20 protein-coding genes are annotated in these 25,158 nt (G+C 73.3%); 8 read left to right on the top strand and 12 right to left on the bottom strand.

What is annotated here, in order from left to right; translation table 11 throughout:
* Nucleotides 1–253: 253 nt before the first annotated feature.
* Together DB32_RS37780 and DB32_RS47595 are read left to right on the top strand one after the other, a co-directional pair.
* Nucleotides 254–1,351, top strand: a complete 1,098-nt coding sequence (locus DB32_RS37780) for a hypothetical protein (RefSeq protein WP_157069971.1) — start codon at nt 254–256, stop codon at nt 1,349–1,351.
* Nucleotides 1,348–1,782, top strand: coding sequence for a hypothetical protein (locus tag DB32_RS47595; RefSeq protein WP_157069968.1), 435 nt, complete (start codon nt 1,348–1,350; stop codon nt 1,780–1,782). The genes DB32_RS37780 and DB32_RS47595 overlap by 4 nt, the downstream gene beginning before the upstream one ends.
* 39 nt (nt 1,783–1,821) lie before the next feature.
* Here the strand turns inward: DB32_RS47595 and DB32_RS37770 are convergent, their stop codons facing one another.
* Both DB32_RS37770 and DB32_RS37765 read right to left on the bottom strand, forming a co-directional pair.
* Complete coding sequence (locus DB32_RS37770; protein WP_053237509.1) at nt 1,822–3,765, bottom strand: protein kinase domain-containing protein; 1,944 nt, start codon at nt 3,763–3,765, stop codon at nt 1,822–1,824.
* A 35-nt stretch (nt 3,766–3,800) separates the two neighbouring features.
* Nucleotides 3,801–4,940 (bottom strand): serine/threonine-protein kinase, encoded by a 1,140-nt coding sequence (locus DB32_RS37765; protein WP_169791689.1) that lies wholly within the window; start codon nt 4,938–4,940, stop codon nt 3,801–3,803.
* 237 nt (nt 4,941–5,177) lie between these two features.
* Between DB32_RS37765 and DB32_RS37760 the strand changes: the two genes are divergently transcribed.
* Both DB32_RS37760 and DB32_RS37755 read left to right on the top strand, forming a co-directional pair.
* Entirely contained in the window at nt 5,178–6,797 is a 1,620-nt protein-coding gene (locus DB32_RS37760) for a DUF1592 domain-containing protein (RefSeq protein WP_053237507.1), read from the top strand.
* A 1-nt stretch (nt 6,798) separates the two neighbouring features.
* Complete coding sequence (locus DB32_RS37755) at nt 6,799–8,160, top strand: DUF1552 domain-containing protein (protein WP_053237506.1); 1,362 nt, start codon at nt 6,799–6,801, stop codon at nt 8,158–8,160.
* 30 nt (nt 8,161–8,190) lie between these two features.
* On the opposite strand, the gene DB32_RS37750 is transcribed toward DB32_RS37755, so the two are convergent.
* From DB32_RS37750 to DB32_RS37735, 4 genes are read right to left on the bottom strand one after another with little or no spacing between them, the layout of a single operon-like run.
* Entirely contained in the window at nt 8,191–9,387 is a 1,197-nt protein-coding gene (locus DB32_RS37750; protein WP_053237505.1) for a FecR family protein, read from the bottom strand.
* On the bottom strand, nt 9,384–10,001 hold the full coding sequence (locus DB32_RS37745) for an RNA polymerase sigma factor (protein ID WP_169791688.1): 618 nt from the start codon (nt 9,999–10,001) through the stop codon (nt 9,384–9,386). Before DB32_RS37745 ends, DB32_RS37750 begins: the two co-directional genes overlap by 4 nt.
* Nucleotides 9,998–10,978: a hypothetical protein gene (locus DB32_RS37740; RefSeq protein ID WP_053237503.1), complete on the bottom strand. Its 981-nt coding sequence runs from the start codon at nt 10,976–10,978 to the stop codon at nt 9,998–10,000. Before DB32_RS37740 ends, DB32_RS37745 begins: the two co-directional genes overlap by 4 nt.
* Nucleotides 10,979–10,985: 7 nt before the next feature.
* Nucleotides 10,986–11,522: a hypothetical protein gene (locus DB32_RS37735; RefSeq protein ID WP_157069966.1), complete on the bottom strand. Its 537-nt coding sequence runs from the start codon at nt 11,520–11,522 to the stop codon at nt 10,986–10,988.
* 359 nt (nt 11,523–11,881) lie between these two features.
* Between DB32_RS37735 and DB32_RS37730 the strand changes: the two genes are divergently transcribed.
* The 3 genes from DB32_RS37730 to DB32_RS37720 all read left to right on the top strand — a co-directional run bounded on the left by DB32_RS37730 (nt 11,882) and on the right by DB32_RS37720 (nt 14,488).
* The gene (locus tag DB32_RS37730; RefSeq protein WP_053237501.1) at nt 11,882–12,853 is read left to right on the top strand and encodes a diiron oxygenase; all 972 of its coding nucleotides are present in this window, start codon (nt 11,882–11,884) and stop codon (nt 12,851–12,853) included.
* 183 nt (nt 12,854–13,036) lie between these two features.
* Nucleotides 13,037–13,309, top strand: a complete 273-nt coding sequence (locus DB32_RS37725) for a hypothetical protein (protein WP_053237500.1) — start codon at nt 13,037–13,039, stop codon at nt 13,307–13,309.
* Nucleotides 13,310–13,447: 138 nt separating this feature from the next.
* Complete coding sequence (locus tag DB32_RS37720) at nt 13,448–14,488, top strand: TerC family protein (protein WP_075097717.1); 1,041 nt, start codon at nt 13,448–13,450, stop codon at nt 14,486–14,488.
* On the opposite strand, the gene DB32_RS37715 is transcribed toward DB32_RS37720, so the two are convergent.
* A complete protein-coding gene (locus tag DB32_RS37715; protein WP_053237499.1) occupies nt 14,489–14,899 on the bottom strand; it encodes a hypothetical protein in 411 nt (136 codons plus the stop codon). It abuts the gene before it with no gap.
* Nucleotides 14,878–15,717: a hypothetical protein gene (locus tag DB32_RS37710; protein ID WP_053237498.1), complete on the bottom strand. Its 840-nt coding sequence runs from the start codon at nt 15,715–15,717 to the stop codon at nt 14,878–14,880. Before DB32_RS37710 ends, DB32_RS37715 begins: the two co-directional genes overlap by 22 nt.
* A gap of 122 nt (nt 15,718–15,839) precedes the next feature.
* On the opposite strand from DB32_RS37710, the gene DB32_RS37705 reads away from it, so the two are divergent.
* Nucleotides 15,840–16,556 carry an extensin family protein gene (locus tag DB32_RS37705; protein WP_169791687.1) on the top strand — a complete coding sequence of 239 codons (717 nt, stop codon included), beginning with the start codon at nt 15,840–15,842 and terminating at the stop codon, nt 16,554–16,556.
* Nucleotides 16,557–16,562: 6 nt separating this feature from the next.
* Here the strand turns inward: DB32_RS37705 and DB32_RS37700 are convergent, their stop codons facing one another.
* The 4 genes from DB32_RS37700 to DB32_RS37685 form a co-directional block, all read right to left on the bottom strand.
* A complete protein-coding gene (locus DB32_RS37700; RefSeq protein WP_169791686.1) occupies nt 16,563–18,758 on the bottom strand; it encodes a M48 family metallopeptidase in 2,196 nt (731 codons plus the stop codon).
* Nucleotides 18,759–18,868: 110 nt separating this feature from the next.
* The gene (locus DB32_RS37695; RefSeq protein WP_053237495.1) at nt 18,869–20,104 is read right to left on the bottom strand and encodes a hypothetical protein; all 1,236 of its coding nucleotides are present in this window, start codon (nt 20,102–20,104) and stop codon (nt 18,869–18,871) included.
* Nucleotides 20,105–20,193: 89 nt separating this feature from the next.
* On the bottom strand, nt 20,194–24,570 hold the full coding sequence (locus DB32_RS37690) for a FecR domain-containing protein (protein WP_053237494.1): 4,377 nt from the start codon (nt 24,568–24,570) through the stop codon (nt 20,194–20,196).
* Nucleotides 24,567–25,151 (bottom strand): RNA polymerase sigma factor, encoded by a 585-nt coding sequence (locus DB32_RS37685; protein ID WP_240481303.1) that lies wholly within the window; start codon nt 25,149–25,151, stop codon nt 24,567–24,569. The genes DB32_RS37690 and DB32_RS37685 overlap by 4 nt, the downstream gene beginning before the upstream one ends.
* Nucleotides 25,152–25,158: the final 7 nt, after the last annotated feature.

Genomic DNA, 25,158 nt, shown 5'->3' with positions numbered 1-25,158 from the left:
GAAAATCGTGATAACGCGCTGCGTCGAGGCTGGGGTCGGTGGTCGCCATACCCCAGCGCACCTGGCGTCTGGGGGAGCCATGGCGACGGGCTTCGTGCTGTGATGCGGGGCGATGGGGGCGCGCTTCGAGAGCTCGCACGCGCGGCTGTTCTGGATTGTGCCCGCGGTCTCCGCGGTGCCATGTGTCTTGGCGCTCTTCGCATCCCCTCGCGCGCCGGTCGCGGCGCCTGCGATCGCCAGCATGTTCTTCGCGATGACCGTGCTCAGCGCCGAGCTCGTGAAGCGCGCCGAGTGGCTCGAGGTCGATCGCGACGGCATCCGCCAACCGCGGCTGTTCCGCGTCGCTCGGATCGCGTGGAGCGAGATCGCGGCCGTCGAGCTCGCCGCGGGGATCACGCGCGAGCTGATCGTGACGTCCCACGCCCGACGTCGGCTCACCGTCCCAGCGCTGCTGCTCGGCGAGACGCTGCTCGCGACGCTGCGCGCGCACGCACCTCCGGGTGTGTACCGCGTCCGGGCCGAGGACGAGCTCGTCATCAGCGAGCGCGTGGCTCGGCTCCGGCGCGAGGGCGCGCGCGTGATGATGCAGCGCGAGCCACGCGCCGCGTATCGTGAGGCCGAGCGTCGGGCCGCGTCGTTCTCCTTGCGGCGTCGGCTGGCACCCGAGCGTCGCGCGTTCCGACGCGCGCTCGTGGTCTCGATCACGTTCGGGCTCGCGACGATGCTGGTCGCGTGGCTCGTCACGATCGAGCGCGTGCCGGTCGCGCTCGCCGTGCTGGTGGTGAGCCTCGTGCTCACGGCGGGGGCGCAGCGACACTTCCTCGGGATCGCGCTCGGGCTGCGCGTGCTGAGGCGGCGACTGATCGAGCGTCTCGGCCCCGACGTCGAGCTCGATGCGCGCGGCATGCTCGTCTCGCGCGATCGGCGCACGCGCGTGCGCCAGCTCCCGAGCGATCTCGACGATCCCGCGATCGGGCTGCACCTCCACGTCGAGGTGCTCGATGCCGACGGGCGCGTCGAGCGCTCCGCGATCGTGCTCGGCCTCGACCTCGGGCTGCCCGCGAGCGCGCGCCCGATGGCGCTGCGCGAGCGCGCCGACGTGCAGGGCCACGCCGTCTCGTCGCTCGACGACGACGCCTGGCCGGTCGAGCCGCGCCTGCTGCGCACCGACGGACAGCGCGTCGAGACGCTGGTGATCGAGCAGGGCCCCGACGGCGCGATCCTCTCGCGGCTCGGACGGGGAGGGCGCCCGCTCGGCGACACGTTCCACGAGGACGCCGACGCGGCGCGCCGCCAAGCCGCGCACGAGACCGAGCACGGCGCGTGGCGCGACGCAGCGGAGGCGCGATGAGGCGCGCGCTCCTGCTCGCGATCGTGCTCGCCGGGTGCGGCTGCCCGTGCGACGCGACCGACATCGCGCGCGATCTCGCGGGCGACGGCGCGACCGACTGCGGCTTCGTCCGGCTGGGCGACGACCCCGCGCCCGTGCTCGCGTGCGCGGAGCAGGCGATCGCCGAAGAGCGCGCGTTCTCCGCGGGATTCGCGCGCTTCGGCATCGACTCCGAGGTGCGCACGTACGTCACGCGTCGCGAGGACGGCAGCGCCCGCGCGCTCTCCTACGACGGCGATCCCAGCGGGGGCGACGGCGCGTGCCCGCGGCTCGTCGCGTTCCGCTGCGTCGGCCCGATCGAGCGAAGGACGGACGGCTTCGGTCCCCGGTCCGTCACGATCCTCGCGTGCTCGACGAGCAGCACCGAGGAGGCCGTGCTCTGCGATCGCTGAGAGTTGCGCGCGCAACCCTCACGGTTGCGTGCGCAACCGTCACGCGACGCGGCGCTCGACGTCCACGTCGACCGCGCCGCCGCCCGCCGCTTGCTCCGCGACCATCTTCGCGCGCAGCGCCTCGCCGCGGCTCGCCCACCACGCGCGCGCCGCGTCGTCGCCGAAGGGCACCACGCCGCCGAGCGCGTCGATCGCCTCGATCAGCGCGCGCGCGCTCGCGATGCGACGGGCGCGATCCTTCTCGAGCAGCCGCATCACCAGCGCCTCGAGCTCCGCAGGCAGCGCGCGCCCGAGGCGCTGGCTCGGCGGCTCCACCTCCGCGCGCAGCTGCATCGTCGCCACCGCGAGCGGCGTCTCGCCGACGAACGGCGGCGTGCCCGTGAGCAGGTGGTACGCGAGCGCGCCGACCGCGTAGAGATCGGCGCGTGCGTCGATGCGATCGGGCGCGCTGATCTGCTCGGGCGCCATGTACACCGGCGTGCCGATCATCGTGCCCTCGTGCGAGAACGCCGCGCCGTCCGTGAGCTCCGCGCCGAGCATCTTGCCGAGCCCGAAGTCGAGCACCTTCACCGCGTCGGGCGTGCCCGCGCGCACCGCGATCATCGCGTTCGCGGGCTTCACGTCGCGGTGCACGATCCCGAGCGCGTGCGCTTCGTCGAGCGCCTCCGCGATCGCGCGCACGATGCGCACCACGCGCCCCGGCGGCAGCGCGCCCTCTTCGCGCACCACGAGGTCGAGCGGCAGCCCGTCGACGTGCTCCATCGCGTAGTAGAGCTCGCCGCTCGGGGTGCGGCCGTAGTCCCAGACCTGCACCGTGTTCGGGTGCACGAGGCGCGAGGCCATCTGCACCTCGCGCTCGAAGCGCGCCGCCCGCTCGCGGTCCGCGCCGCGCAGGATCTTGATCGCGGTGGGCCGCTTCATCATCGCGTGCTTCGCGAGATAGACGACGCCGGTGCCGCCCTCGCCGAGCTTGCGCTCGAGGACGTAGCGACCGAGCCGACGCGCGCTGCGCACCTCGTCCTCGAGCGCGCGAACCCGCGCGATGCCGCTCGCGCCCCACGCGAGCAGCACGCTCAGCACGAGCCCCACGACGAGCACCACGAGCGTGTCCGTGCGCGCGCCGCCGAACCCCGCGCCGGGCCGCGCGACGAGCCGGAAGCTGCGCTCCGCGAACGGGATCTCCACCTCGCGCGAGAACGACGTGACATCGCTCGCGACGCCGGGCGCGGTCTCGTAGAGGACCCGCAGATCCTCGGGCGCGTCGGGATCGATCAGCGCGAGCTCGACGTGCTCGCGCACCACCGGCGCGACCAGCGGCTCGAGCAACGGACGGAGTCGGAAGAGCGCGATCGCGAGCCCGAGCGCGCGCGCCTCGCGGTTCGCGATCGCGTCGGGGCGCGCGCCGCCTTCGTAGACGGCGAGGTACACCGCGAGCGAGAACACGCCCTCGGGATCTTCGACGAGGCGCAGCCGTCGCGAGCCCACCGGCTGTCCGAGCTCGCGCGCCTGGAGCACGCTCGCGCGCCGCACCGGCTCGCTCATCAGGTCGTAGCCGAACGCGATGCCGTCGGGCGGCTCGGCATAGAGCAGCGGCGCGTAGAGCGCGTCGCGCGCGCGGGGCTGCATCGTACCGTCGGACGCCTGCTCGGTGATCGCGAGCCCGAGCGCGTCGCGATCGGCATCGCGCACGAAGGGCACCCACTCGAGCGCGGCGATCCCTTGGTGACGCGCCAGCGCATCGCGCACGAACACGCCGAACGCCGCGCGGCTCGGCACGCCGTCGTTCGCCGCGAAGAACGACGGCACCGCGCGCAGCACCTCGAGCGGCCTGCCGAGCTCGTCGCGCAGCGCGTCTCCGAGGCGCTCGGCGCGATCCGCGAGGCGCTGGCGATCGTGCTGCTGCGCGCGCTCGTGCGCGAGCGCGGTCGCGGCGATCGTGAGCACGATGCCGAACGCGAGCACCATCAGCGCCTCGCGTCGCACCAGCGGATGCGCCGCGCGCGTCTGCGAGCGGTCGCTCAGGGATCGCCTCCGAGCACCACGTACGCGACGAAGATCGCGAGCGCGCCGAGCATCGCCAGCGCCACCGCGAGCATCGTGCGCCGCGACGGCGGGGGCCGGTCGGTCTCGGTCCCGAACACCTCGCCTGCGTCCTCGGGCAGCTCGCGACCTCCGGGAGGCGGCTCGCTGCGGACCGTCTTCTTCGACTCCTCGTCGCGCGCGCGCTGCGGATGGATCTGCGGCATCCGCGCGCTGCCGATCACGAACCCGCACGACGCGTCCGCGGGCACCGATCGCAGCGCGATCTCGAGCGCCTCGCGCATCGCGCGTGCGTCGGGCCAGCGATCGTCGGGCGACTTCGCGAGCGCGCGCGCGACCACCGCGCTCACCTCGGAGCCGATCGCGGGCACGCGCTCGTGGAGCGGCTCGGGATCGTCGGCCGACACCGCGAGCAGGATCTCACCGACGTTCGCGCCCTCGAACGGCGCGCGCCCCGCGAGCGTCTCGTAGAGGATCGCGCCGACGCTGAAGAGGTCCGCGCGGTGATCGACGTGGTGCGCGTTGGTGCCCTGCTCGGGGGCCATGTACACCGGCGTGCCGAGCATCTCGCCGCTCCGCGTGAGCGAGTCCCACTGCGCGGCGCGACCCATCGGCGGCGCGGCGGTCATCCGCGAGATGCCGAAGTCGAGCAGCTTCACGCGCGTGCGCCCGCCGGGCGCGTTCGCGAGGAAGAGATTGTCGGGCTTGAGATCGCGATGGACGATCCCCGCCGCGTGCACCGCCTCGAGCCCCGCGAGCGCATCGACGATCCATCCGATCGCCTCGCGCGCCATCGGCGGCGGCGTTCGCTCGATCCTCCAGCCGAGGCTCTCGCCCTCGAGCAGCTCGAGCACGAGATAGGGCTCGTTCTCGTCGGTCGTGCCGTGGCCGAGCACCGAGACGACGTTCGGATGACGCACCGACTCGCACGCGATCGCCTCGCGTGAGAAGCGCTCCTCGAACGACGCGAGGCCGCGCACGTGCTTCGCCATCAGCTTCACCGCGACGTCGTCGCCGCCCTGCCGATCGCGCGCGCGCCAGACGGTGCCCATCCCGCCGCCGCCCACCGGCGCGACGAGCTCCCAGCGACCGCCGAGCACCGACCCGATCCCCGCCACGACGGCGAGCATAGGGCGAGCGATGCCTTCGCGGCGAGCCTCGCTCGCTGCGCTCGTTCGTGAAGCAGCCGGCGACATCGCGTCGTCGACGAGCGGGCCTGCAGACCCCGGCGCGGAGCACGCGGTGCTCCGCAGAGCACGCGGTGCTCCACGGATCACGCGGAGATCCGGGGTGTTTCGTCCCGGTACGACCGGTGCAGAGGTGCGCCGACCATGCGCCTCTCAGGACTTCGCGCGATGCTGCTGGTGACTGCCGGCCTCCTCGCGCTCGGTGGGTGCGTCGGCGACCTCGGAGACTCGCGCGGTGTGGGTCCCGGAGGCTGGAACGGCGGTCCCGAGCCCATCCCCGCGACGACGCAGCCAGTGCAGGCCGCGATGCGGCGCCTGACGGCGGTGCAGTACGACGCGACGATGCGCGCGCTCTTCGGCGACGACGTCCAGGTCGACGCCGAGCTCGAGGCCGATACCCCGGTGAACGGCTTCGTCGCGATCGGCAGCGCGCGCACCACGATCTCGCCGCGCGCCGCCGAGCTCTACGAGTCGGCCGCGCTGCGCATCGCGGAGAGCGAGCTGACGGATCCCGCGCGTCGCGGCGACGTCGTGCCCTGCACGCCGAGCGGCACGGTCGACAGCGCGTGCGCGCGCGAGTTCGTCGAGACCTTCGGCCGCCGCGCGTGGCGCCGCCCGCTCGCGGTCGACGAGGTGACCCGCTACGTCGCGATCGCGGATCAGTCGGCGACGGTGCTCGGCGACTTCTACGAGGGCCTCGCGATGGCGACCGCGGGCCTGCTGCAGTCGCCGAACTTCCTCTTCCGCGTCGAGATCGGCGAAGAGGCCGACGGCCGCCGTCGCTACTCGAGCGTCGAGATGGCGTCGCGCCTCTCCTATCTCATCTGGAACGCGCCTCCGGACGAGGCGCTGCTCGCGGCCGGTGAGCGCGGCGATCTCGTCGACGCCGAGCTGCTCCGCGCGCAGGCCGAGCGCATGGTCGCGGAGGAGCGCAGCCGCGGCGCGCTGCGCGACTTCTTCGCGGAGCTGCTGCGCCTCGAGGGCCTCGATCGCCTGCCGCAGGATCCCGACGAGTTCCCCGCGATGAGCGCGACGATCGGCGCGGCGATGCGCGAGTCGACGCTGCGCACGATCGAGGATCACCTGCTCGTCGAGGGCGGCAGCTACCGCGACCTCTTCACCACGCGCACGACGTTCGTGAACCCCGAGCTCGCGGCGCTCTACGGCGTCGAGGCGCCGGCGGAGGGCGAGTGGGCGCGCGTCGAGCTGCCCGACGGTCCGCGCGCGGGTCTGCTCGGCCAGGCGTCGGTGCTCGCGCTCTTCTCGCACAGCCACGCGTCGTCGCCGACGCTGCGCGGCAAGTTCGTCCGCGAGACGCTGCTCTGCCAGTCGATCCCGCCCCCGCCCGCCGACGTCGGCGAGCTGCCCGAGCCGAGCCCCGAGCTGCCGACGATGCGCGAGCGCCTCCAGGAGCACCGCGCGAACCCGGCCTGCGCGAGCTGCCACTCGATCACCGACCCGATCGGCCTCGCGCTCGAGAACTTCGACGCGATCGGGAGCTTCCGCGAGCAGGAGAACGGCGCGACGATCGACCCGAGCGGCGAGCTCGACGGCACCGCGTTCGCCGACGCGCGCGAGCTCGGACAGGCGATGGCGTCGCACCCGCAGCTCACCGCGTGCTTGGTGCGCAACCTCTACCGCTACGGCACGGGTCACGTGGAGACGCGCGGCGAGGAGCCGACGATCCGCGACCTGGCCGATGCGTTCGCCGGCGAGCCCGAGCTGGGCGCGCTGATGGTCGAGCTCGTGACGAGCGATGGATTCCGTTTCGCAGGGAGCGCGGACTGACATGGGACGCTTCACGCTCAATCGGCGCACGGTCCTCCGCGGGATGCTCGGTGGCGCGGCGATCGCCGTCGCGCTTCCGCCGCTCGAGGCGATGTTCGACGTGAACGGCACCGCGTACGCGGGTGGCGAGACCATCCCGAAGCGGTTCGGCGTCTTCTTCTGGGGCAACGGGGTCAAGAAGGACCGCTGGAACCCCAGCGGCACCGGGGCCGACTATCCCCTCTCGCCGGCGCTCGAGCCGCTCGCGGCGGTGAAGGACTACGTCTCGGTCGTCAGCGGGATGGACATCAAGACCGGCAACGAGCGCGGTCACCACGCGGGCGCGGTCGGCATCCTCTCGGGCTCGCCGATGATCTCGCAGGACCCGATGGGCGCGCCCTACGCGTCGACGTTCAGCGCGCCGAGCATCGACCAGGTCGTCGCGCGCGCGTTCGCGGAGACGTCGCCCACGCGCTTCCGCTCGCTGGAGATCGGCATCACGCAGCAGGTCGTGCGCGGCGAGGGCACGACGCTCCACTACCTCTCGCACAACGGCCCGGACAACGCGAACCCGCCGATCTACTCGCCGCGCGCGGTGTTCGATCGGATCTTCGGCGACGGGTTCACCGATCCCTCGACGACGCCGACGATCGATCCGCGCCTCGCGCTGCGCCGCTCGATCCTCGACGCGGTGATGAGCGACGCGCGCGCGATCGAGTCGCGCGTGTCCTCGACGGATCGCATGCGGATCCAGCAGCACCTCGAGAGCGTGCGGACGCTGGAGCGGCAGATCGAGCTCATCGAGACGATGCCGCCGCCGATCGACGCGTGCATGCGCCCCGAGGCGCCGGGCACGTTCGACTCGTTCGACTACCGCCCGATCTCGCGCACGATGAGCGACCTCGTCGCGATGGCGCTCGCGTGCGACCAGACGCGCGTCTTCTCGAACATGTTCAGCGGCGGCGTCAGCCTCGCGGTGTATCGCGCGCTCGGCGCCGGCGAGAACCACCACAGCCTCAGCCACGACGAGGCCGGTGATCAGCCGATGATGCAGAACATCACGCGCTACATCATGGAGGAGTTCGCGTACCAGCTCGAAGCGCTGCGCGCGATCCCGGTGGGCGACGGGAACCTGCTCGACCACTGCGCGATCCTGGCGAGCAGCGACGTGGCGGACGGTCGCGCGCACTCGATCGACGACTACCCGGTGCTGGTCGCGGGCCGCGCCGGCGGGCGGCTGCGCTCGGGCGTGCACGTGCGTCGGCTGGGCGACAACACGAGCAAGATCCTGCTCTCGATCCTGCAGGCGCTCGATCTGCCGTTCACCCAGTTCGGCAATCGCGGCGGTCAGGTGAGCGAGACGGTGAGCGAGCTGATGGCGTGATCGCGCCAGTGCCACGGTGGCACTGGACGCTCACTGCGCGTGGAGCTGCATCCACGCGGCGCGCGGGCCGTTCGGGTACGCATCGAGGTAGCGGCGCGCGGTCTCGGTGAGCTCGGTGCGACGATCGCTCGCGAGCTGCGCCTCGGCGCGGAGCACCAGCGCGCGCTCGCGCAGCGCGGTGCCTTCCGCGTCGACGCGGCTCGCGTCGAGCGCGGCGAGCGCGCGCGCGGGATCGTGCAAGCGACGCAGGTAGAGCTCGGCCGCGAGGAACCCCGCGCTCCGCGCGAGGCCGGGAGGCAGCGTGCGCGCGGCGCGCTCGTAGGTGTGCGCGGCCTCGGCATCGCGACCGAGCGCGCGCAGTGCGTCGGCTTCGAGCAGCGTCCATTCTCCGTCGCGCTCGGGCGGCGGCGGCAGCGCGGCGAGCGCGGCCGCGGGATCGCCTTGCAGCAGGTGGGCGCGCGCCGCGTCGCGCCGCTCGGTGGGGTCGATCGCGGGCTCCGCGCGCGTCGTCGTCGGATGCGCGCGTCGCGTGGCGCGAGGGCGCGGTGATGCAGCAGGCGGATCCGACGCGTGTGCTTGGTCCGCGTCGGGCTCCGGTGCCGCGATGCGCGCGACGCGCGCGCGTCGATCGGCGGCTTCGCGGGCGCGGCGTTCCAGCCGCGCGCTCCGCTGGGTCGCAGCGTCGCGATGGACGTGGTCTCCCGCGTGCAGCGCGAGGCGCTCGCCGCGCGCACGAACCTCGACGTGTCCCTCGTAGACGCGCACCGAGGTCGCGCGCGCTCCGACCTCGACGACGAACACCGTGCCGCGCACCGCGACGATCGCGTGCGGCGTCGACACCTCGAACGACGATCCCGGCCCGAGCGGCGCGACGTCGAACATCGCGGCGCCCTGCGCGAGATGGATGCGTCGCGCGCGCTCGGCGGAGCGGACCTCGAAGCGCGCATCGCCCGTCGTCGCGAGCCGATCGCCGGTGGGCAGCGTGAGCTCGACGATCTCGTGCGCGACCGTCTCGCGCCGCGCCTTCTCGGGCGTCCACGCGAGCAGCGCGATCGCGGCGATCGCGACCCCCGCTCCGAGGAGCGCGATCCGGGCGCGCCACGCCCTCGCGCGTGCTCGCGCGCGGCCGGCGAGCACGGCACGCCTCGCGAGCGACGCATCGTCGGCCTCGCCGTGCCGAGGCTCGAGCGCGCGCGCGTCCTCGAGCAGCTCGTCGAGCTCGCTCATCGCTCCCTCCTCAGCGCCGCGTCCTTCGCGATCCGCGCCTCGAGCTCGCGCCGCGCATCGAACAACCGGCTGCGCATCGCGAGCGGCGTGCACCCGACGATCGCCGCCGCCTCGCTCGGCGACATCTCCTCCATCGCGCAGAGCACGAAGGCCGTGCGCCGCGGCTCGGAGAGCGCGTCGAGGTGCGCGTAGAGCCGCGCGACGCGCTGTCGCGACGAGAGCGCGCGCTCGGGACAGCTCGTTTCGTCGGGGAGCGTCTCGACGTCGTGATCGCCGCGCGCGCGCCTTCGCCCGTAGTAGCGCGCGACGGTGCGCACCACGATGCGATGCGAGAGCGTCGCGACGCTCGAGCGCCCTTCGAAGCGAGGCAGCGCCGACGCGATCTCCGCGAGCGAGTCCTGGATCGCGTCGTCGAGCTCGGGATGCGGTCCGAGCAGGCGGTACGCCCAGCGCCGCACCGAGGGCACGAGCTCGCGCACCACGCGCTCGAGCACGCGGTCGTCGCCTCCTCGCAGCCGCGCGACGAGGCGCTCGAGCATCACGCGGTCGTCCTGTGTGCCCGGTGACAGGTGCACCCAGTCGGCGAGCGCATCGAGCCGCAGCGCGTCGCTCATCGCCATCCCCACTGCGTCGAGAGCCCGACCGCGGGCATCGCCGCGCGCTCCGCCGCGAGCCACACGTCGACGTCGATGCGCACGCCCATCTCCGCGGTGCGGCCCATCGGGATCGTCATCCCCGCGTGCCCGCCGAGGATCGCGACGAACGACCACGGCATCGGCTCGCGATCGATCGCGAGCCCGACGTGGCGCGCCTGCCCGATCACCGCGTGCGCGCCGATCGACAGCGCGTGGCCCGGCACCGCCGCGCGCAGCCCGCCCTCGACGCCGATCGCGATCGCGCCCGCGAGGCCCGACACCCGACGGTCGTTCCACTCGCCGCTCTCGTTGGTCGGCATCGCCGCGAGCGAGACCGCGGCGCGAAGCCCGCTCCGCCACTCGAGCCCGACCGCGCCCCGCACCGCGAACCCTCCGCGCGCGGCGCGCGCAGGCTCGATCCAGAAGCCCGTCGCGAGCAGCCCGAACACGCGCTCCTCGGCGATCACGACGTCGCGCGGCGCGCTCGCGATCACGGGCGCGCGCTCCGCGTCCGACGTCGTCGGTGGTGGAGGCGGCGGCGGCGTGATCGGCATGGCGAGCAGCTCCTCGACGAGCACCGACGCGACGAGCGCGGCCTCGCGCGGCTCGTCGATCAGCGCGCGACGTGGCAGCGGCGTGCTCGTCTCGCGTCCATCCTCCGCGCGCACGACGCGCACCACCGCGGTCTGCCAGTCCGGCCCCGCGTCGACCCAGAGCGCCGCGTCGGCGCCGAGCGCCTGCGCCATCACGCGCGACTCGTGCGCGCGCCGCTGCGCGTCACCCTCGCCGGGCGGGGCGTCGTCGATCGTCTCGAGGCCGCGCTGTCGGAGCTCGAACGCGAGCGCGCTCCTCAGTGGATCGTCGCTCGCGATGCGCAGCACGACGCGTCCGTCCGCCGCCGCGCGCGAGGCGAGGGCGCAGAGCGCGATCACGATCACGGCGCCGCGCGCTCGCATCACCGCATCACTCCGCCGGCGCGAACGGCGCGCACGCGCGCGCGTTCATCCACGTGCACTCGGGCGACGGATCGAGCGCTGCGAGCTCCGCGTCGATGCGCGCGGTGTCGCCGGCCATCGAGCAGTCGAGCTCGATCGTGAGCAGCGCCTCGACGGCGTCGCGCGCGCACGCTTCGTAGTCACCGACGCGGTGGGCCGGGTCGCACGCCGGCACCGCGTGCGCGCCGTCGCACGCGTTGGCCTCGTCGAACCGCGCGCGCGTCGCCGCGAGGCACGCCGCGACCGACGCCTCGCACGCCGCCTCGTCCTCGGTCGTGCGCAGCGCGCCCGAGAGGCACGACGTGCGGCTCAGCGCTTCCGGCCCGCGCGCCTCGTGGATCGGCGCGAGCTGCCACTCGCACAGCACGCGGACCTCGTCGCCGGAGAGCGCCGAGAGCGAGCGCTCCTCGCCGAGGCCGCTGCCCACCGCTCGCTCGGTGCTCGCGCACCCGATCGCGAGGCCCACGCACACCATCACCGCCGCGCACCTTCTCTGGTTCTCCACTCGAGCCTCCCCGGGGCTCTCGCGCGTGCCCCGGGGACCTCAGTGCGAGCGTCCTCGCGGGCGTTGCCGGGATTCGTCCGCGCGCCGTGCGATTTCCAACCGCGTCGGGGGCGACACGCCGCCGTGTCTCGCGGACGCGGAGATCCGCGCAGATCTCGGTGCTTCGTCGCGGCACGCGGCGTGAGACGTCGTCCCGGCATGACCTTCGTCGCCGGGTTCGTGATCCTGTCCACCGCGTTCGTCTTCGTGTCGACGCTGCGCCTCGGGCGCGCTCGTCCGAGCGCGTGCGAGACCTCGCGCGGGTGACCCACCGAGGGCTTCCCCCAGGGTTGCCGTCCGCGTTAGCGTGGTCTCGTTCGGTGCCGCTCGACGCGGCGCGCGGCATGAGCACGGCGCGCGGGAAGTGGGGGACGATGCTCGATCTCGCGTACGACTACGAATCGTGCGTCCGCGCGTCCGAGAAGGTCTCGTGGGCGATCGACGACGTGATGCCGCGGGGCACTCGCCTCGACTTCACGCGACCCTTCCTCCCGCGCGCGCTCGCCGGGCGCGACACCCACGCGTTCCTCGACGCGCGCGCGGAGCGCGTGCTGAACCAGATCAACGGCAACGCGTACCTGAACCTCTTCGCGTTGGTCGAGGAGTACATCCTCGCGCTGATGATGCAGCACGCGCGCGCCGAGCTCTTCGGAGACCACGACGCCGTCCGCGCGCTGCTGCGCTTCGCCGACGAAGAGGCGAAGCACCAGAAGCTCTTCCAGCGCTACGGCGACGCGTTCCGCCGCGACTCCGGCTACGCGACCGAGGTGCTCCGAGGCGCGTCGGACGTCGCGAACGTCGTGCTCAGCAAGAGCCCCATCGCCGTGATGATGGTGACGCTCCACCTCGAGATCATGACGCAGGCGCACTACGTCGAGTGCGTGCGCGACGACGACACGATCGATCCGTTCTTCTCGAAGCTGCTGCGCATGCACTGGCTCGAGGAGTCGCAGCACGCGCGCATCGACGCGCTCGAGCTCGACAAGCTGCTGCGGCTCGCGACGCGCGGGCAGATCGAGCAGGCGTTCACCGAGTACCTCGAGCTCGTGAGCGCGATCGACGCGCTCCTCGCCGAGCAGGCGGAGATGGACGAGCGCGTCCTGGCGCGTGCGCTCGAGCGCACGTTCGAGGCGTCCGAGCGCGCGGCGATCGTCGCGTCGCAGCACGCCGGATACCGGCGCACGTTCCTGACGTTCGGGATGACGAACGCGATGTTCACGCGGCACCTCGAGGCGATCTGGCCGGCGGGCGCAGCGCGCGTGAAGGGCCGCGCGATCGAGCTCCAGGGCTGACGAGTCGCCGCGCGTGTCGTGTCGCGCGCGTCCGTGGTGCGGCGATCTGCCCCGCGGCGCGATGCGCGCACGGGCGTGCGCCCTCATTCCTCGCGCTCCTCGCGCGCTGACGGCACGTCGCGTGCTGTGTCGCAGGGCGTTCCACACGATGCCCGCGAACACGAGCGCGGGAGGAGAAGACCCATGTACCGCCACGCTACGAAGCTCCTCGTCGCGTTCGGCCTCGCGGCCTTCGCGATCGGCTGCGACATCGACCAGACGCGTGAAGGCCGGCTCCCCGAGGTCGAGGTCCGCGAGGGCGACATGCCCGCGTACGACGTCGACACCGCCGAGATCGAGACCGGCACGCGCACCGACACCGTCGAGGTGCCGGACATCGACGTCCAGACGCGCGAGGAGCGCGTCGAGATGCCGACCGTCGACATCCAGATGCCCGACGAGGGCGAGCAGGACTGATCGAGCTCACGGCTCGATCGAGGACGAGCCCGTGGCGGTCACGCCGCGGGCTCGTCGTGTTTCGTGTGCGCGCGGGACGCGGGATCAGCCGGCACCGTTCTCGCAACGCGCTCGGCCGATACACGAGGAGAGAAGCGCGTGGCGGAGATCTGGCCCTGGGTGATCTTCAACGGGTTCGTGCTCGCGATGCTCGCGCTCGATCTCTTCGTCTTCCATCGCGAAGCGCATCGAGTTCGGCTCCGCGAGGCCGCGGTGTGGAGCGTGGTCTGGGTCGCGCTCGCGCTCGCGTTCTGCGCCGGGATCTATTGGTTCCGGGGGCCCGAAGCGGGCACGCAATTCCTGACCGGCTACCTGCTCGAGAAGGCGCTCTCGGTCGACAACATCTTCGTCTTCGTTCTGATCTTCGGCTACTTCCGCGTTCCGCCGCAGTTCCAGCACCGCGTGCTCTTCTGGGGCATCCTCGGCGCGCTGGTGATGCGCGGCACGATGATCGCCGCGGGCGCGTTCCTCGTCAGCCGCTTCCACTGGATCCTCTACATCTTCGGCGCGTTCCTGGTGATCACCGGGCTGCGCATGGCGACGCAGAGCGAGCACCACATCGAGCTCGAGTCGAACCCGGTGCTGCGCCTCCTCAAGCGCATCATGCCGATCAGCCGCACCTACGAGGGCTCGCACTTCTTCGTGCAGCGCGAGACGAGCCCCGGGCGCATGCAGCGCATGGCGACGCCGCTCTTCGTGGTGCTCGTGCTGATCGAGACGACCGATCTCGTGTTCGCCGTGGACTCGATCCCGGCGGTGTTCGCGATCACCACCGATCCGTTCCTCGTCTACACGTCGAACATCTTCGCGATCCTCGGCCTGCGCTCGCTCTACTTCCTGCTCGCGGGCGTCGTGCACCGGTTCCACTTCCTCAAGCTCGGCCTGAGCGCGGTGCTCGTGCTCGTCGGCGTGAAGATGCTGATCGCCGACGTCGTGCACGTCCCGATCGGGCTCTCGCTCGGTGTGATCGCGCTGATCATCACCGCGTCGATCGTCGCGTCGATGATCTGGCCGAAGGAGCGCGACGAGCACGATCCGCTGATGGCCGCGCACGACCCGCTGAAGCCGCGCCCCGATCACACGCCCGCGCCGGTCGACGTCGATCGCGACGAGCGCGGCGGGACCGAGAGCCCGGTCTGATCACATCGTGGCGCGGGTGAGCACCTGCGAGAGCGCGACGAGCTCGCGACGCAGACCGGGCGGCATCACGTACTCCGATCCGTCGTGCGTGACGCGCGGTCCGACCGCGACGATCTGCACGTGCCCGCTCTGGTGGCACTGCACGACGAACGCGTGCTCGCCGATGCGCGTCGAGCGATCGGCGTAGCGCGACACGACGCGGAAGCGCCCCGCGACGACGTCGGCGTCCTCCACCGAGAACCCGGCGGCGCGCGCGCCGTCGAGCAGGCGCTCGAACGCCTCGCGCGAGGGCGCGACGCGCATCGGGCCGACGAGCACCGGCGGCACGCGCTGCGACGCTTGGCACCCGAGCGACGCGAGCGACGACGCGCCCGCGAGCACGAGCGCGATCAGAGCTCGACGCGCAGCCACGTGCCGCCCTCCGTGCCAGTGAAGTAGGGCGTGAGCGCGACGCTCGCGTGCTCGCCGCCGATCTCGCCGGGCACGAGGTGCTCGGCGCCGCCGAAGAGCGCGATCGTCATCAGCGCGAGGCCGAACCCTTGGATCGCGGCGAGCGGCAGGCCGAGACCGATGCCGAGCGCGACGTTGCGACAGCACGCGTTCTCGCGCTCGATCACCGTCCCTGCGAGCACACCGCCGACGACCGGGATGAACGCGTAGGGCCAGCTCTCGCAGCCGACCGAGCCGAAGCTCACCGGGCCGAACTGCTGACAGTTGCGCGCGGCCTCGTCGGCGAGCGCGAGCACGAAGCCGCCGACGTACCCGCCGAGCAACGCGGTGAGCCCGGCGACCAGCAGGCCGTCGTCGGTGCCGCGCTCGAGCCGCGGCGAGACGATGGCGTCGGCCAGCGAGCGCGGCTCGTCGGGCCAGGCGAGCGCGGGCGAGGTCGTGGTCCCCGGCGCGCGCATCGAGCTCGGGACCTGCACGAGATCGTCGGCCGGCGGTGGCGCGTTCGCCCACTCCTCGGGCAGGCCGTAGTGCGCGGTGTACGGCGGCACGCACGCATCGCCCTCGGCGACGAACGGAGGCGGGCACGCCGGCGCGCCCGAGCAGCGACCGAGCGATTCGGAGAACGACTGGCCGGGCCAACAACAGCGGCCGAGCGTCGCCGGTGTGCTGACGCGTCCTTCGGCGCACTCCTGCGCGTGCGCGAGCGCGGCTGGAGCGAGGATCGAGAGCGCGATCGCGACGAGCGTCCCCAGCGATGTCGAGATGCGGTGTGAAGGCATGCGTGGAGGCAGGCTCGGCCGCGCCTGCAGCGATGTCAAATGGGTCGACGAGCGCGCGGCGGGTTTCCATCGCGCGCTCGGGCCCGCATGTTCTCGGTCGGATGTGGCGGAGCGCCCGAGAGGTGATCGAGCGGGACGCGCGCGGGCTCGTCGCGGCGATCACGGTGCTGCTCTCGTTCGTCGCGCTGGTCGCGCTCGCGGCGGCGGTGGCGACGCGGCCCGAGCCCGAGGTGCGCGCGCCGAGCGTCGTGTCGATCGATGCGGGCATCGAGCGTGTCGATGCGGGCGCGGCCGAGGTCGCTCCGACGCCGCGGGTCGAGGTGCCCTACGCGCTCGACGATCTCCCGCGCGACGGCGCACAGCTCGCGGAGGGCTGTCCCGAGGTGCCGCTCGTCGATCACGCGGGCGATCCGGTGCCCTGGCGTCCTGCGCTGCGCGTCCATCCCGCGCTGGTGCCCGCGGTGCGCGCGCTCGAGCGCGCGATCGTCGAGACCGCGATCCTCACGTATCACCGCGCGCCGATCCGCATCCTGTCGGCGAGCAGCCATCGCTGCCGCACGATGCGCGGCAACCCGACGCGCATCAGCGAGCACGCGCTCGGCAACGCGGTCGATCTGCGCGGGATCGTGCTCGACGAAGGCGAGGAGATCACGATCCGCGATCACTGGAGCGCGACCGGCGAGGACGCGATCCACGTGCGGTTCTGGCACGCGCTGGTGCGGCGCATGATCGACGAGCAGAGCTTCCGCGGGATCGTCGGCCCGCCCCGCGCCGATCACCTCGACCACCTGCACTTCGATCACGGCCGCTCGCGCTTCACCGACGTCGAGCTGCCGTAGCGCGAATCACGCGCTCGTGCGCCGCGCGCTCGACCAGCGCGCCGCGATCGCGTCCTGCGACGCGACCAGCCCGGCGAGGCTCTTGCGCCGGACGCGCTCGAGCCGATCCAGCACCTCGCCGTGCTGTCGCGCGAGACGCTCGATCACCTCGCGGGAGACGCGCGCCTCCATCAGCCGCGGGTCGGAGATCAGCGGCTCGGGCAGCAGCACGCGCGCGAGCCGCTCCGGCTGTGCTCCGCCGCGATCCGCAGCGAGGCCCGGCAGCGCCGGCGGCGTGAGCGTGCCTGCGTGCGCGAGCACCTCCGCGACCACGCCGCGCGCGTCGAGCGCGAGCCGCATCGCATGCTCTTGCACGTGCGGCGCGAGCGCGACCTGCACGCCCGCGGCCTCGATCGCGGGATGCAGCAGCGCCGCCGCGCGGTGCAGCCCGCGGCGCAGATCCTGGATCGCGAGGTGGAACGCGTACCGCGCGCGCAGCTCGTTCGTCGCGTCGGGCCCGAGGTCCGCGGCCATGCGCGCGTGCACCTCGGCGACGCGGCGGTCCCACGCGTCGCGCGCCGAGCCCAGCGCTTCGAGCTCGGCCTCGAGCGGCATCGCGACGTCGCGCACCTCCTCGAGCGGTCGCTCGAAGCCGCGCACCGTCACGCTCGAGCGCCCCTCCTGCTCCGCGTGTGCGAGCGCCCGCGAGAGCGACTCGAGCTCGCGCAGGATCGCCTCGGCGCGCGCGACCGCGCGCGTGTGATCGGGCCCGTAGAGCTCGATGCGCGCACGCTCGACGGCGTCGGCCGACATCGCCGATGCGCTCGCACGCGCGAAGATCTCGTCGAGCGGCAGCAACGCGATCAGGCGCTGCCCGTATGCGCCGCGGTGTCGCTCGTCCAGCTTCGCGCTCTCGCGCTCCTCGACGAGGAAGCGCTCGACCGTCGTGGGATCGCTGAACCGCAGCGTGCGCCCGGGATGCATGCGCCGGAAGAGCTGCATCGTCATGCGCTGGCGGAGCCCGTCGGGATCGGCGAACAGCGCCCACGCCGACGTCTCGTCGCCCGCGCTGCGCGCGGCGTCGATCCACGGTGCGCGCGCCGCGTCCTCGCGCGCCGCGTTCGGCGGATGGGTCGCCCACATCGAAGGCCGCGCGTCGTCGGCGCCCGGCGGGAAGAGCGGCGGCAGATCGGGCCCCAGCGGCGCGTCGAGCCGGGCCCACTCGGCGCGGAACGCCTCGTCGGGCAGCGTCTCCGCGGCGCGTAGCTGGTGCGCGTAGAGATCCGTCGTGAAGAGCGCGTGATCGCCCGCGTGCGCGAGCTCCGACATCGCGTGATCGAGGCACGCCTGGCCGTACGCGACGCGCCCGAGCAGTCGCACCGTCGCGTCGCTCCCTGCTGCCGCGATCGCGACACGATCGGCGTGGAGCTCCATCTCGCGCGAGAGCGCGCGGTCGGCGAGGGTGACCAGCCGGTACGTCGTCGCGAGCACCGCGCGCATCGAGGCCACGAGCCCGTACGCGGTCCAGCCGACGAGGCTGAGCTCGCGGCGCGACGCGAAGCGCAGCTGATCGATCGCGACGTCGACCGCGTCGCGCCCCGCGACCAGCTGCACGAGGATCTGCTGGCCGAAGTAGACGTAGCTGCCGAGCCGCATCGAGCGCTGCGAGAAGTGCCCGAGCTCGTGCGCGAGCACGGCCTTGAGCTCGCGCAGATCGAGCGAGTTGATCAGACCGAGACCGATGACGAGCTGCTTGCGCGAGGGCAGGACGAGCGAGAGCAGCGTCGTGTCCTGGAACACCGCGGCGTTCACGTCGGGCGCGACGTAGACGCGCCTCGGGACCGGCGCGCCGACCTCCTTCGCGAGGCGCGCCAAGAACGCGAAGAGCACTGGCTCGCGCGCGGGGAGCAGCTCGATCCACTCGTCGCGCGCACGCGCCTGACGCACGAGCAGGCCCTTCAGCAGGAAGAGCAGCACGAGCCCGAGCGCGACGATCGCGCCGACCCAGAACAAGAAGAGGAAGATCGGGAGATCGCGCGGTGGCACGTGCACGACCACCCAGCGCAGCGCGCCGACCGTGCACGCGAGCAGCGCGACGTAGACCGCGACGAAGGTGCCCATCGCGAGCAGCACACCGAGCGCTTGGGCGCGGTACGAGAAGGAGGACCCGAGATAGCCCGGCGGCAGTCGCGGCGGGGGCGCGGGATACAGTCGCTCGTCCATCGACGCGCCGAGTCTGCCACGCATGGACCGCTGCGGCGCGCGACGGTGCGAGCATCACTGCCTACGAGGCATTCGCGCCGCGAGGCAGATCGTTCTCCTGGGAAGAACGATCAGCGGCACTCGGTGGGCACTTCGCCGTCGCCGCCGGCCGCGACGAGGCGCACCGTCGCGAGCTCCTCGGTGCAGTCGCCGCCTTCGTGCTGCGCGACGAGGATGCCGCAGATCGGGCCCGCGCTCGCGATCGCGCCGCAGCACGCGACGAAGGCTCGGCACGCGGGCGTCGGCGGCAGCTGCACCTGCTGGCCGTCACGGAACACCGCGAACCCGCCGCCCTCGGGGTCCACCACGATCTGAGTGCTGCGCTGGGCGCCCGGCGTCGGCACGACCGCGTAGTCGAACGCGTAGTCCTGTCGATCGACGATGTTGCGCGTGAGGTCGGGCTGCCCCGGCGCGCGCCACGTGAGCGACGTGCGCTCCTCCACCACGATCCGGTGCGGCGCGAGCGTCGCGACCTCGACCACGAGATCGATCGTGCGCTCGAGCGTCGCGTTCGCGAGCACGGCGCCCTGCTGCGCCGCGAACCCGGCGAGCGCGGACCGGAGCGAGCCCGGGCGCGCGCGCTGGCGCACCTGCAGCGCGACGCACCGCGCTTCGGGCGAGACCGCCGCCTCGCCGGGCGCTTCACCGATCAGCTCGAGCTCGGTGTCGACCTCGGTCGGCGTCGTCGTCCCGAGGGAGAGCGCAGGCACGGTCGCCGAGCCGCGGACGACCTGTCCGCACCCGAGCGTCTGCCCGCTCCACGCGCGCACGACCCAGTCCCAGTGGGCGTGCGCGGTCGCGAGCTGCGCCTCGGCGGTGAGGTTCGGCTCGATCATCGCGACCGAGCGCGGATCGAGCTCGCCGCGCGCGACTGCATCGCCGAGCGCGCGGCGCATCTCGTCGACACCCTCGACGCCGACCACGGCGCCGCCGCCGTCGAGCACGAGCGTCGGGCGCGCGCCGGCGATGTCGGGCGCGAGGCCCTGGCTGCGCAAGCGGTTGCGTCCTTCGACGAGGAACCGCATGCGCCGCGTGTCGCCCTCCGCGCTCACCTCAAGGCGCAGCTCGGAGACCGACTCGCCGCGCATCGGGTGCGAGCCGTCGGCGAACGCGCTCTCGGTGAGATCGACGCCCCGCACCCGCGCGCGCATGCCGTCGGGCCAAGCGAAGCGCAGCGCGACCGGCGCGACGTTGCAACCGCCGCCCGCGCGTGCCGCGGGCGTGGTGTCGCGTGGTGGCGAGGAGGACGCCGCGCCGCCGCACGCGACGACGAGGCTGCTCAGGATCACGACGAAGGAGATGCGCATGCGACGACGCTACGCCTCCTCGACGGAAAGCACGAGGCCGGCCGCTCTCTCGAGCGACCGGCCTCGCATCGTTCATCCCAGGAGAACGATCACCACCCTGCGCCCACGGCCTCCATGCGGCTCTCGCGACGCACCACGATGCGCGCGACGCTCTCGCGCTCGCCGTCGTCGATCACGAAGGGCACGGTGCGCGTCCCGTCGAGCGCGCGGATGCGCAGCGTGCCGCGGATGGCGCCGCGCTGCTCGGGGCTCGTGCGCGCGACCTCGACGAGGTAGTTGCCCACCGTCGCGCGCGAGAGCCCGATCGTCTCGCGCCCGTCGCGACGCGCGTCCTCACCGACGATCGTCGTGCGCCCGCCCATCCACGAGAGGCGCGAGCCGTCGGGCGCGATCAGCGCGACGTCGACGTCGTCACCGCCCGGCCAGCTCGCCTCCACCGTGATCTCGCCGCGGCTGCGGCGCGCGTCGTCCGCCTGCTCGGCGAGCGTCGCAGCGCGGGTGCGCGCACGGTCCTCGCGCACTCCGTCGAGGAGGAGCTGCGCGAGCTCGCGGTGGCTCGCCATGCGCTCGCAGCGCACCGCGTCCGCCACGATCTCGGCGTCCTCGTTGCGGATCTCGGCGAGCGAGATCCGGTGCGCGCACGCGCGCGCTTCGTCGCCCGCACGCTCGAATGCGCCGGCGAGACGGGTGTGGAGCGCCGCGTCGTCGGGCCGCACGTCGACCACGCCGGTCAGGAGGCGCAGCGCTTCGTCACGGCGACCGAGCCGCGCCAGCACGTCGGCCCGCGCCACGAGCGCCTCGGGGTCGAGGCGATCGCGCGAGAACCACGCCTCCGCCACCTCGAGCGCGCGCTCGAGGTTGCCGGCGCGCGAGAGCGCACGAACCGCGGCACGATGACGATCGCGGCTGTCGGGCTGCATGCGCAGCGACTCCTCCGCGAGCCGCGCCTGCTCCTGCTCGCGGAAGCTCGGCGCGCCGTCCTCCTGGATCTCGCCGACGCGGTAGTACACGCGGCGCATCCACTGACCGGGTCCACGCGGACGCATCGCGGGCACGGTCGGGGTCGGCGCGGCGGCGGCGGGCGGCCGCTGCGGCGCCTGCTGCTGCTGCTCGCGCCACGCGCGATCGAAGTCGTCACGCGTCTGCGCGACCGCGCTCGAGTCGGCCGCGCGCCCGCGCGAGCGCTCCTCCGCTTCCTCCGCCATCGGCGCGGCCTCGGTGACCGTCGGTTCCGCCGGGGCGCGGCGCGCTGCGCGGGTGCCCGAGGTCGCGAAGCCCGCGGCCGCTTCCCCACCGCCGCTCCGACCGGCGCCGCTCGCGGAGCTCGTCACCGCGCCGCCCGCGAGCACGTCGCCGACGCCGCCCATCTCGCTCGGCGGCAGCGCGAGCGCGCCGATGGCCGTGCCGCCCTCGACGTCGTCCTCGCCGGTCCACTGCGCGACCGGGGCCTCCGCGCGATCGATGCCGAACGCGCGGAACATCGCCTCGCTCTCGAGCACGAGCAGCGACGTGTGGCGCGACATCACCGAGTACGCCTTGCTCATCGCGACGATGCGCGCCTCGTCCTCGCCGCGCCCCGCGGCCTCGATCTGCTCGATGCGGTGCGCGGCCCAGAGCGCGGGCACGAAGCGGTTGCCCGCCGCGGTGCTCGGCACGAGGCGCACCGGATAGCGCTGCTCGAAGGGCTCGCCGCCCACCGTGCCGCGCAGCACGACGTCACCGCTCAGCTCGCTCGCGCTGCTCATGCGCGCGGTGACGATCACCTCTTCACCGGCGCGGATCGTCGGAAGCCGCTCGGGCGCGACCTCGACGAGGCCCGAGGGCAGCTCGAGGCGCGCGTCGCGCAGCGCGACGCCGTACGTCGTCTCGAGCACCGAGAGCGCCGCGAGCGACGCGCGCTGGCCGGGCACGAAGGGCACGTAGTGACCCCCACCGCTGCGCGCGATCGCCGCGAGCGAGGTCGCGTCCGCGTCACCGCCGATGCCGACGGTCGTGAACGCGACGTGCGCGCTCGTCGCGAGGCGCTCGGCCTCCGAGCTCAGCGCCGCGGTGCTGCGATGGCCCGCCGACGCGACGCCGTCACCGACGTAGATCACGTGCACGCGGCGGCTCGTCTCGCGCTGCGCCGATCCGGCGCGCGACGCGGTCCGCATCGTCGCGATCAGATCGCTCGCGCCCGCGGGCTCCACGCGCGAGAGCCACTGCGAGACCTGTGACATCTCGCCCGCGCTCGGCACGCGCATCCGCGCGTTCTCGGCGGTGCCCTCCATCGAGCGGCACTCGTAGTCGCACGCGAGCACGGTGAAGCGATCGCGGCGATCCATCTCCGCGATCACGCCCGACACGAGACGGCTCGCGCGCTGGAAGCGCTCGCCGACCATCGACTGGCTCGAGTCGACGACGATCACGTAGTCGCGCGCCGCGCCCTCGGTGCGCGCCGGCAGCTCGGGCCGCAGCGCGAACGCGACGTAGGGCCGCGAGTCCGCCGCGATCTGACGCTGCAGATCGATCACCTCGCGATCCTGATCGCGGCTCTGCGCGGGCGGCGCCTGCGCGGCGTCGCCCTGGTAGGTCCAGAACGCGAGCTCGCGCTCACCGCCCGGGATCGCGTAGTCGATCACGAGATCGCCGTTCGGCAGGAAGCCCGTCTGCTGGTACGAGAGACGCGTCGCGTCGGCGTCCGCTGCGCTGCGCACCTGGTAGCCCGACGCGTTCACGCGCTGCGCGTTCGCGACGCGCACGTCGACGTTGAACTCCCCGACGCGCAGCGACTCGTCGCGCGAGTGCGCGAGCGGGTACACGTAGCGACGGCCCTCGGCCGTCGGCGCGATCGTCTGGGTGTACGCGATCACCACGCGACGCTCGCCGTGCGCGGGGATCGGGAAGATGCGCAGCTCGAACTGACCGCCCCGCTGCCACTCGAGCAGCGCGGGATCGCGCCACGGGCCGGGCACCCAGATGAACTCCTCCGTGGGACGGCGCTCCGCGACCGGCGTCGCGTTGCGGATCACGCCGCGCCAGATGCGCTGCGCGCGCTCGCGCGCGACGAACGCGCCCTCTTCCATCACGCCGTTCACGTCGAGCGCGAGGCGCGCGATCTGCGCGTCTGCGGGCAGCGGGAAGCGGTAGATGCCCTCGAGCGTCGCGTCCGAGTCGTTGCGGAAGACCTCTTCGATCTCGGTGCGCGCGACGTTGCCGACGATGCGCACCCGCACGTCGTGGCGCGCGAGCGTGAGCGGGCGCTCGCGATCCTCGCGCTCACCGGGACGGCGCGCGCGCAGCGAGCCGATGCCGGGCAGCGTGGTCTCGGGATCGTCCTGCGCGACGACGTTGTTCAGCTCGCTCCACGAGAGCGAGCGCGCGAGGTCCATCACCGGCGCGACCTCGGGCGCCGCGTTCGCGCGCAGCACGCCCTCTTCGCCGCTCTTCACCTCGCGCGAGCCTTGGTTCGCACCGTGGACGCGCACCGTGCCGCGGGTCACGCGCACGCTCGCGCTCTCGGGCGTCGCGGCGAGCACGAACTTCGTGCCCAGCACCTCGACGCGCCCGGTCGGCACCGTGATGCCGAGGTTCGGCCCGTTCTCGAGGTGCGCGATCTCGGCGAGCACCTCGCCCGCGGGCAGCTCGAAGCGGCGCGCCTGCTGGGGGTCGAAGCGCACCTCGGTCGAGTGGTTGAGCACCATCTCGCTGCCGTCCGAGAGCGTGATGCGCGCGCGCGTGCGCTCGTCGGTGCGGATCGCCGCGCCCGCCGCGATCTCCGCGCCCTGCGTCGCGGGCTGCCACGCGCCGCCCGCCGCGCGCACCTGCACGCCGCTCGCGCCGTCGCTCGACGAGCGCGCGATCTCCACGACGCGCCCCGTCGTCGCGCCCTGCGCGATCACGACCGGCGTCTCGGTCTCGCCCTCGGCGACCTCTTCGCCGCCGCCGAGCATGCTCGCGCCGATCACCACGAGCGCGGCGGCCGCCGCGGCCGCGACGCCCAGCGCGCCGAAGAGCACGATCACCTTCGCGAGCCCGTTGCCACGCGCGGGCTCGACCTTCTTCGCCTCTTCGCGCGGCGCGGGCTCCACGACCTCGCGCATCGCGACCGTCGGCGCGACCGCGCGCTCCGCGATCGGCGCGGGCTCGTTCATGCGCGCCTCGACCTTCGCGATCTCCGCTTGCGCGTGCGGGTCGAGCACGAACCCGGGATCGGTCTTGCGCGTCGTGCCCTCGACCGCAGGCACCGTGCCCGCCGCGCGCGCATCGAGCGCCGCCATCAGCCGCGCCTCGAGGTCCGCCGGCGGCACGTAGTCCGCGCCCGCCTCCGCCAGGCGCTCCGCGGTCTCCATCGCGTCGTGCTTGAGGTCGCGCGCCTCGTCGTCGTCGGCGAGGAAGTCCGCATGACGCTCCATCGCCTCGCGATCGCCGTCGACCACGAGCGCGAGCTCGTCGAGCAACTTCTCCATGTTCTCGTTGCGGTTCATCGCTCGACCTCCGAGAGCAGCTCCTTCATCCGCGCCAGTCCCCGGCTCACGCGTTTGCGCGCGGCGGGCTCGTCGATGCCGCACGCTGCGGCGATCTCGCGGTACTCGAGGCCGCCCTGGTACCGCATCACCACCGCGTCGCGCTCGCTCGGCTTCAGTCGCTCGAGCGCGTCGCGCACCTTCTCCGCTTCGCGTCGCGCCTCGAGCAGCCCTTCCGGGTCGCTCGACGGTGCGTCCGCGTCGTGCACCAGCCGCAGCCGGCGCTCGCGTCGTCCTCGCATCTCGAGCCGTCGCGCGCACATCCGTCGCGCGATGCCGAAGAGGAACGCGCGCACCGTGCCTTCCCCGCGGTAGCTGGGGAACGCGTCGTGCGCGGCGAGCAGGACCTCCTGCACGCACTCCTCCGCTTCGGCTTGGCTCCCCAACATCGCCATGCAGAGCCGCCCGAGGGGCGCTCCATGCATGCGCGCGCACAGGGCGATCGCGTCTCGGAACGCGCCCGCCCGGATCGATCGCTCGATCGGATCCTCGATGGGATCCGGGTTCGTCTGCGGCATCGCCCAGGTCATCCTGTCGTCCATGTGACTG

Source organism: Sandaracinus amylolyticus (assembly GCF_000737325.1).
Classification (GTDB): Bacteria; Myxococcota_A; Polyangia; order Polyangiales; family Sandaracinaceae; genus Sandaracinus; species Sandaracinus amylolyticus.
The sequence above is the reverse complement of the archived record's forward strand: the minus strand, read 5'-3'. Positions and strand labels throughout refer to the sequence as shown.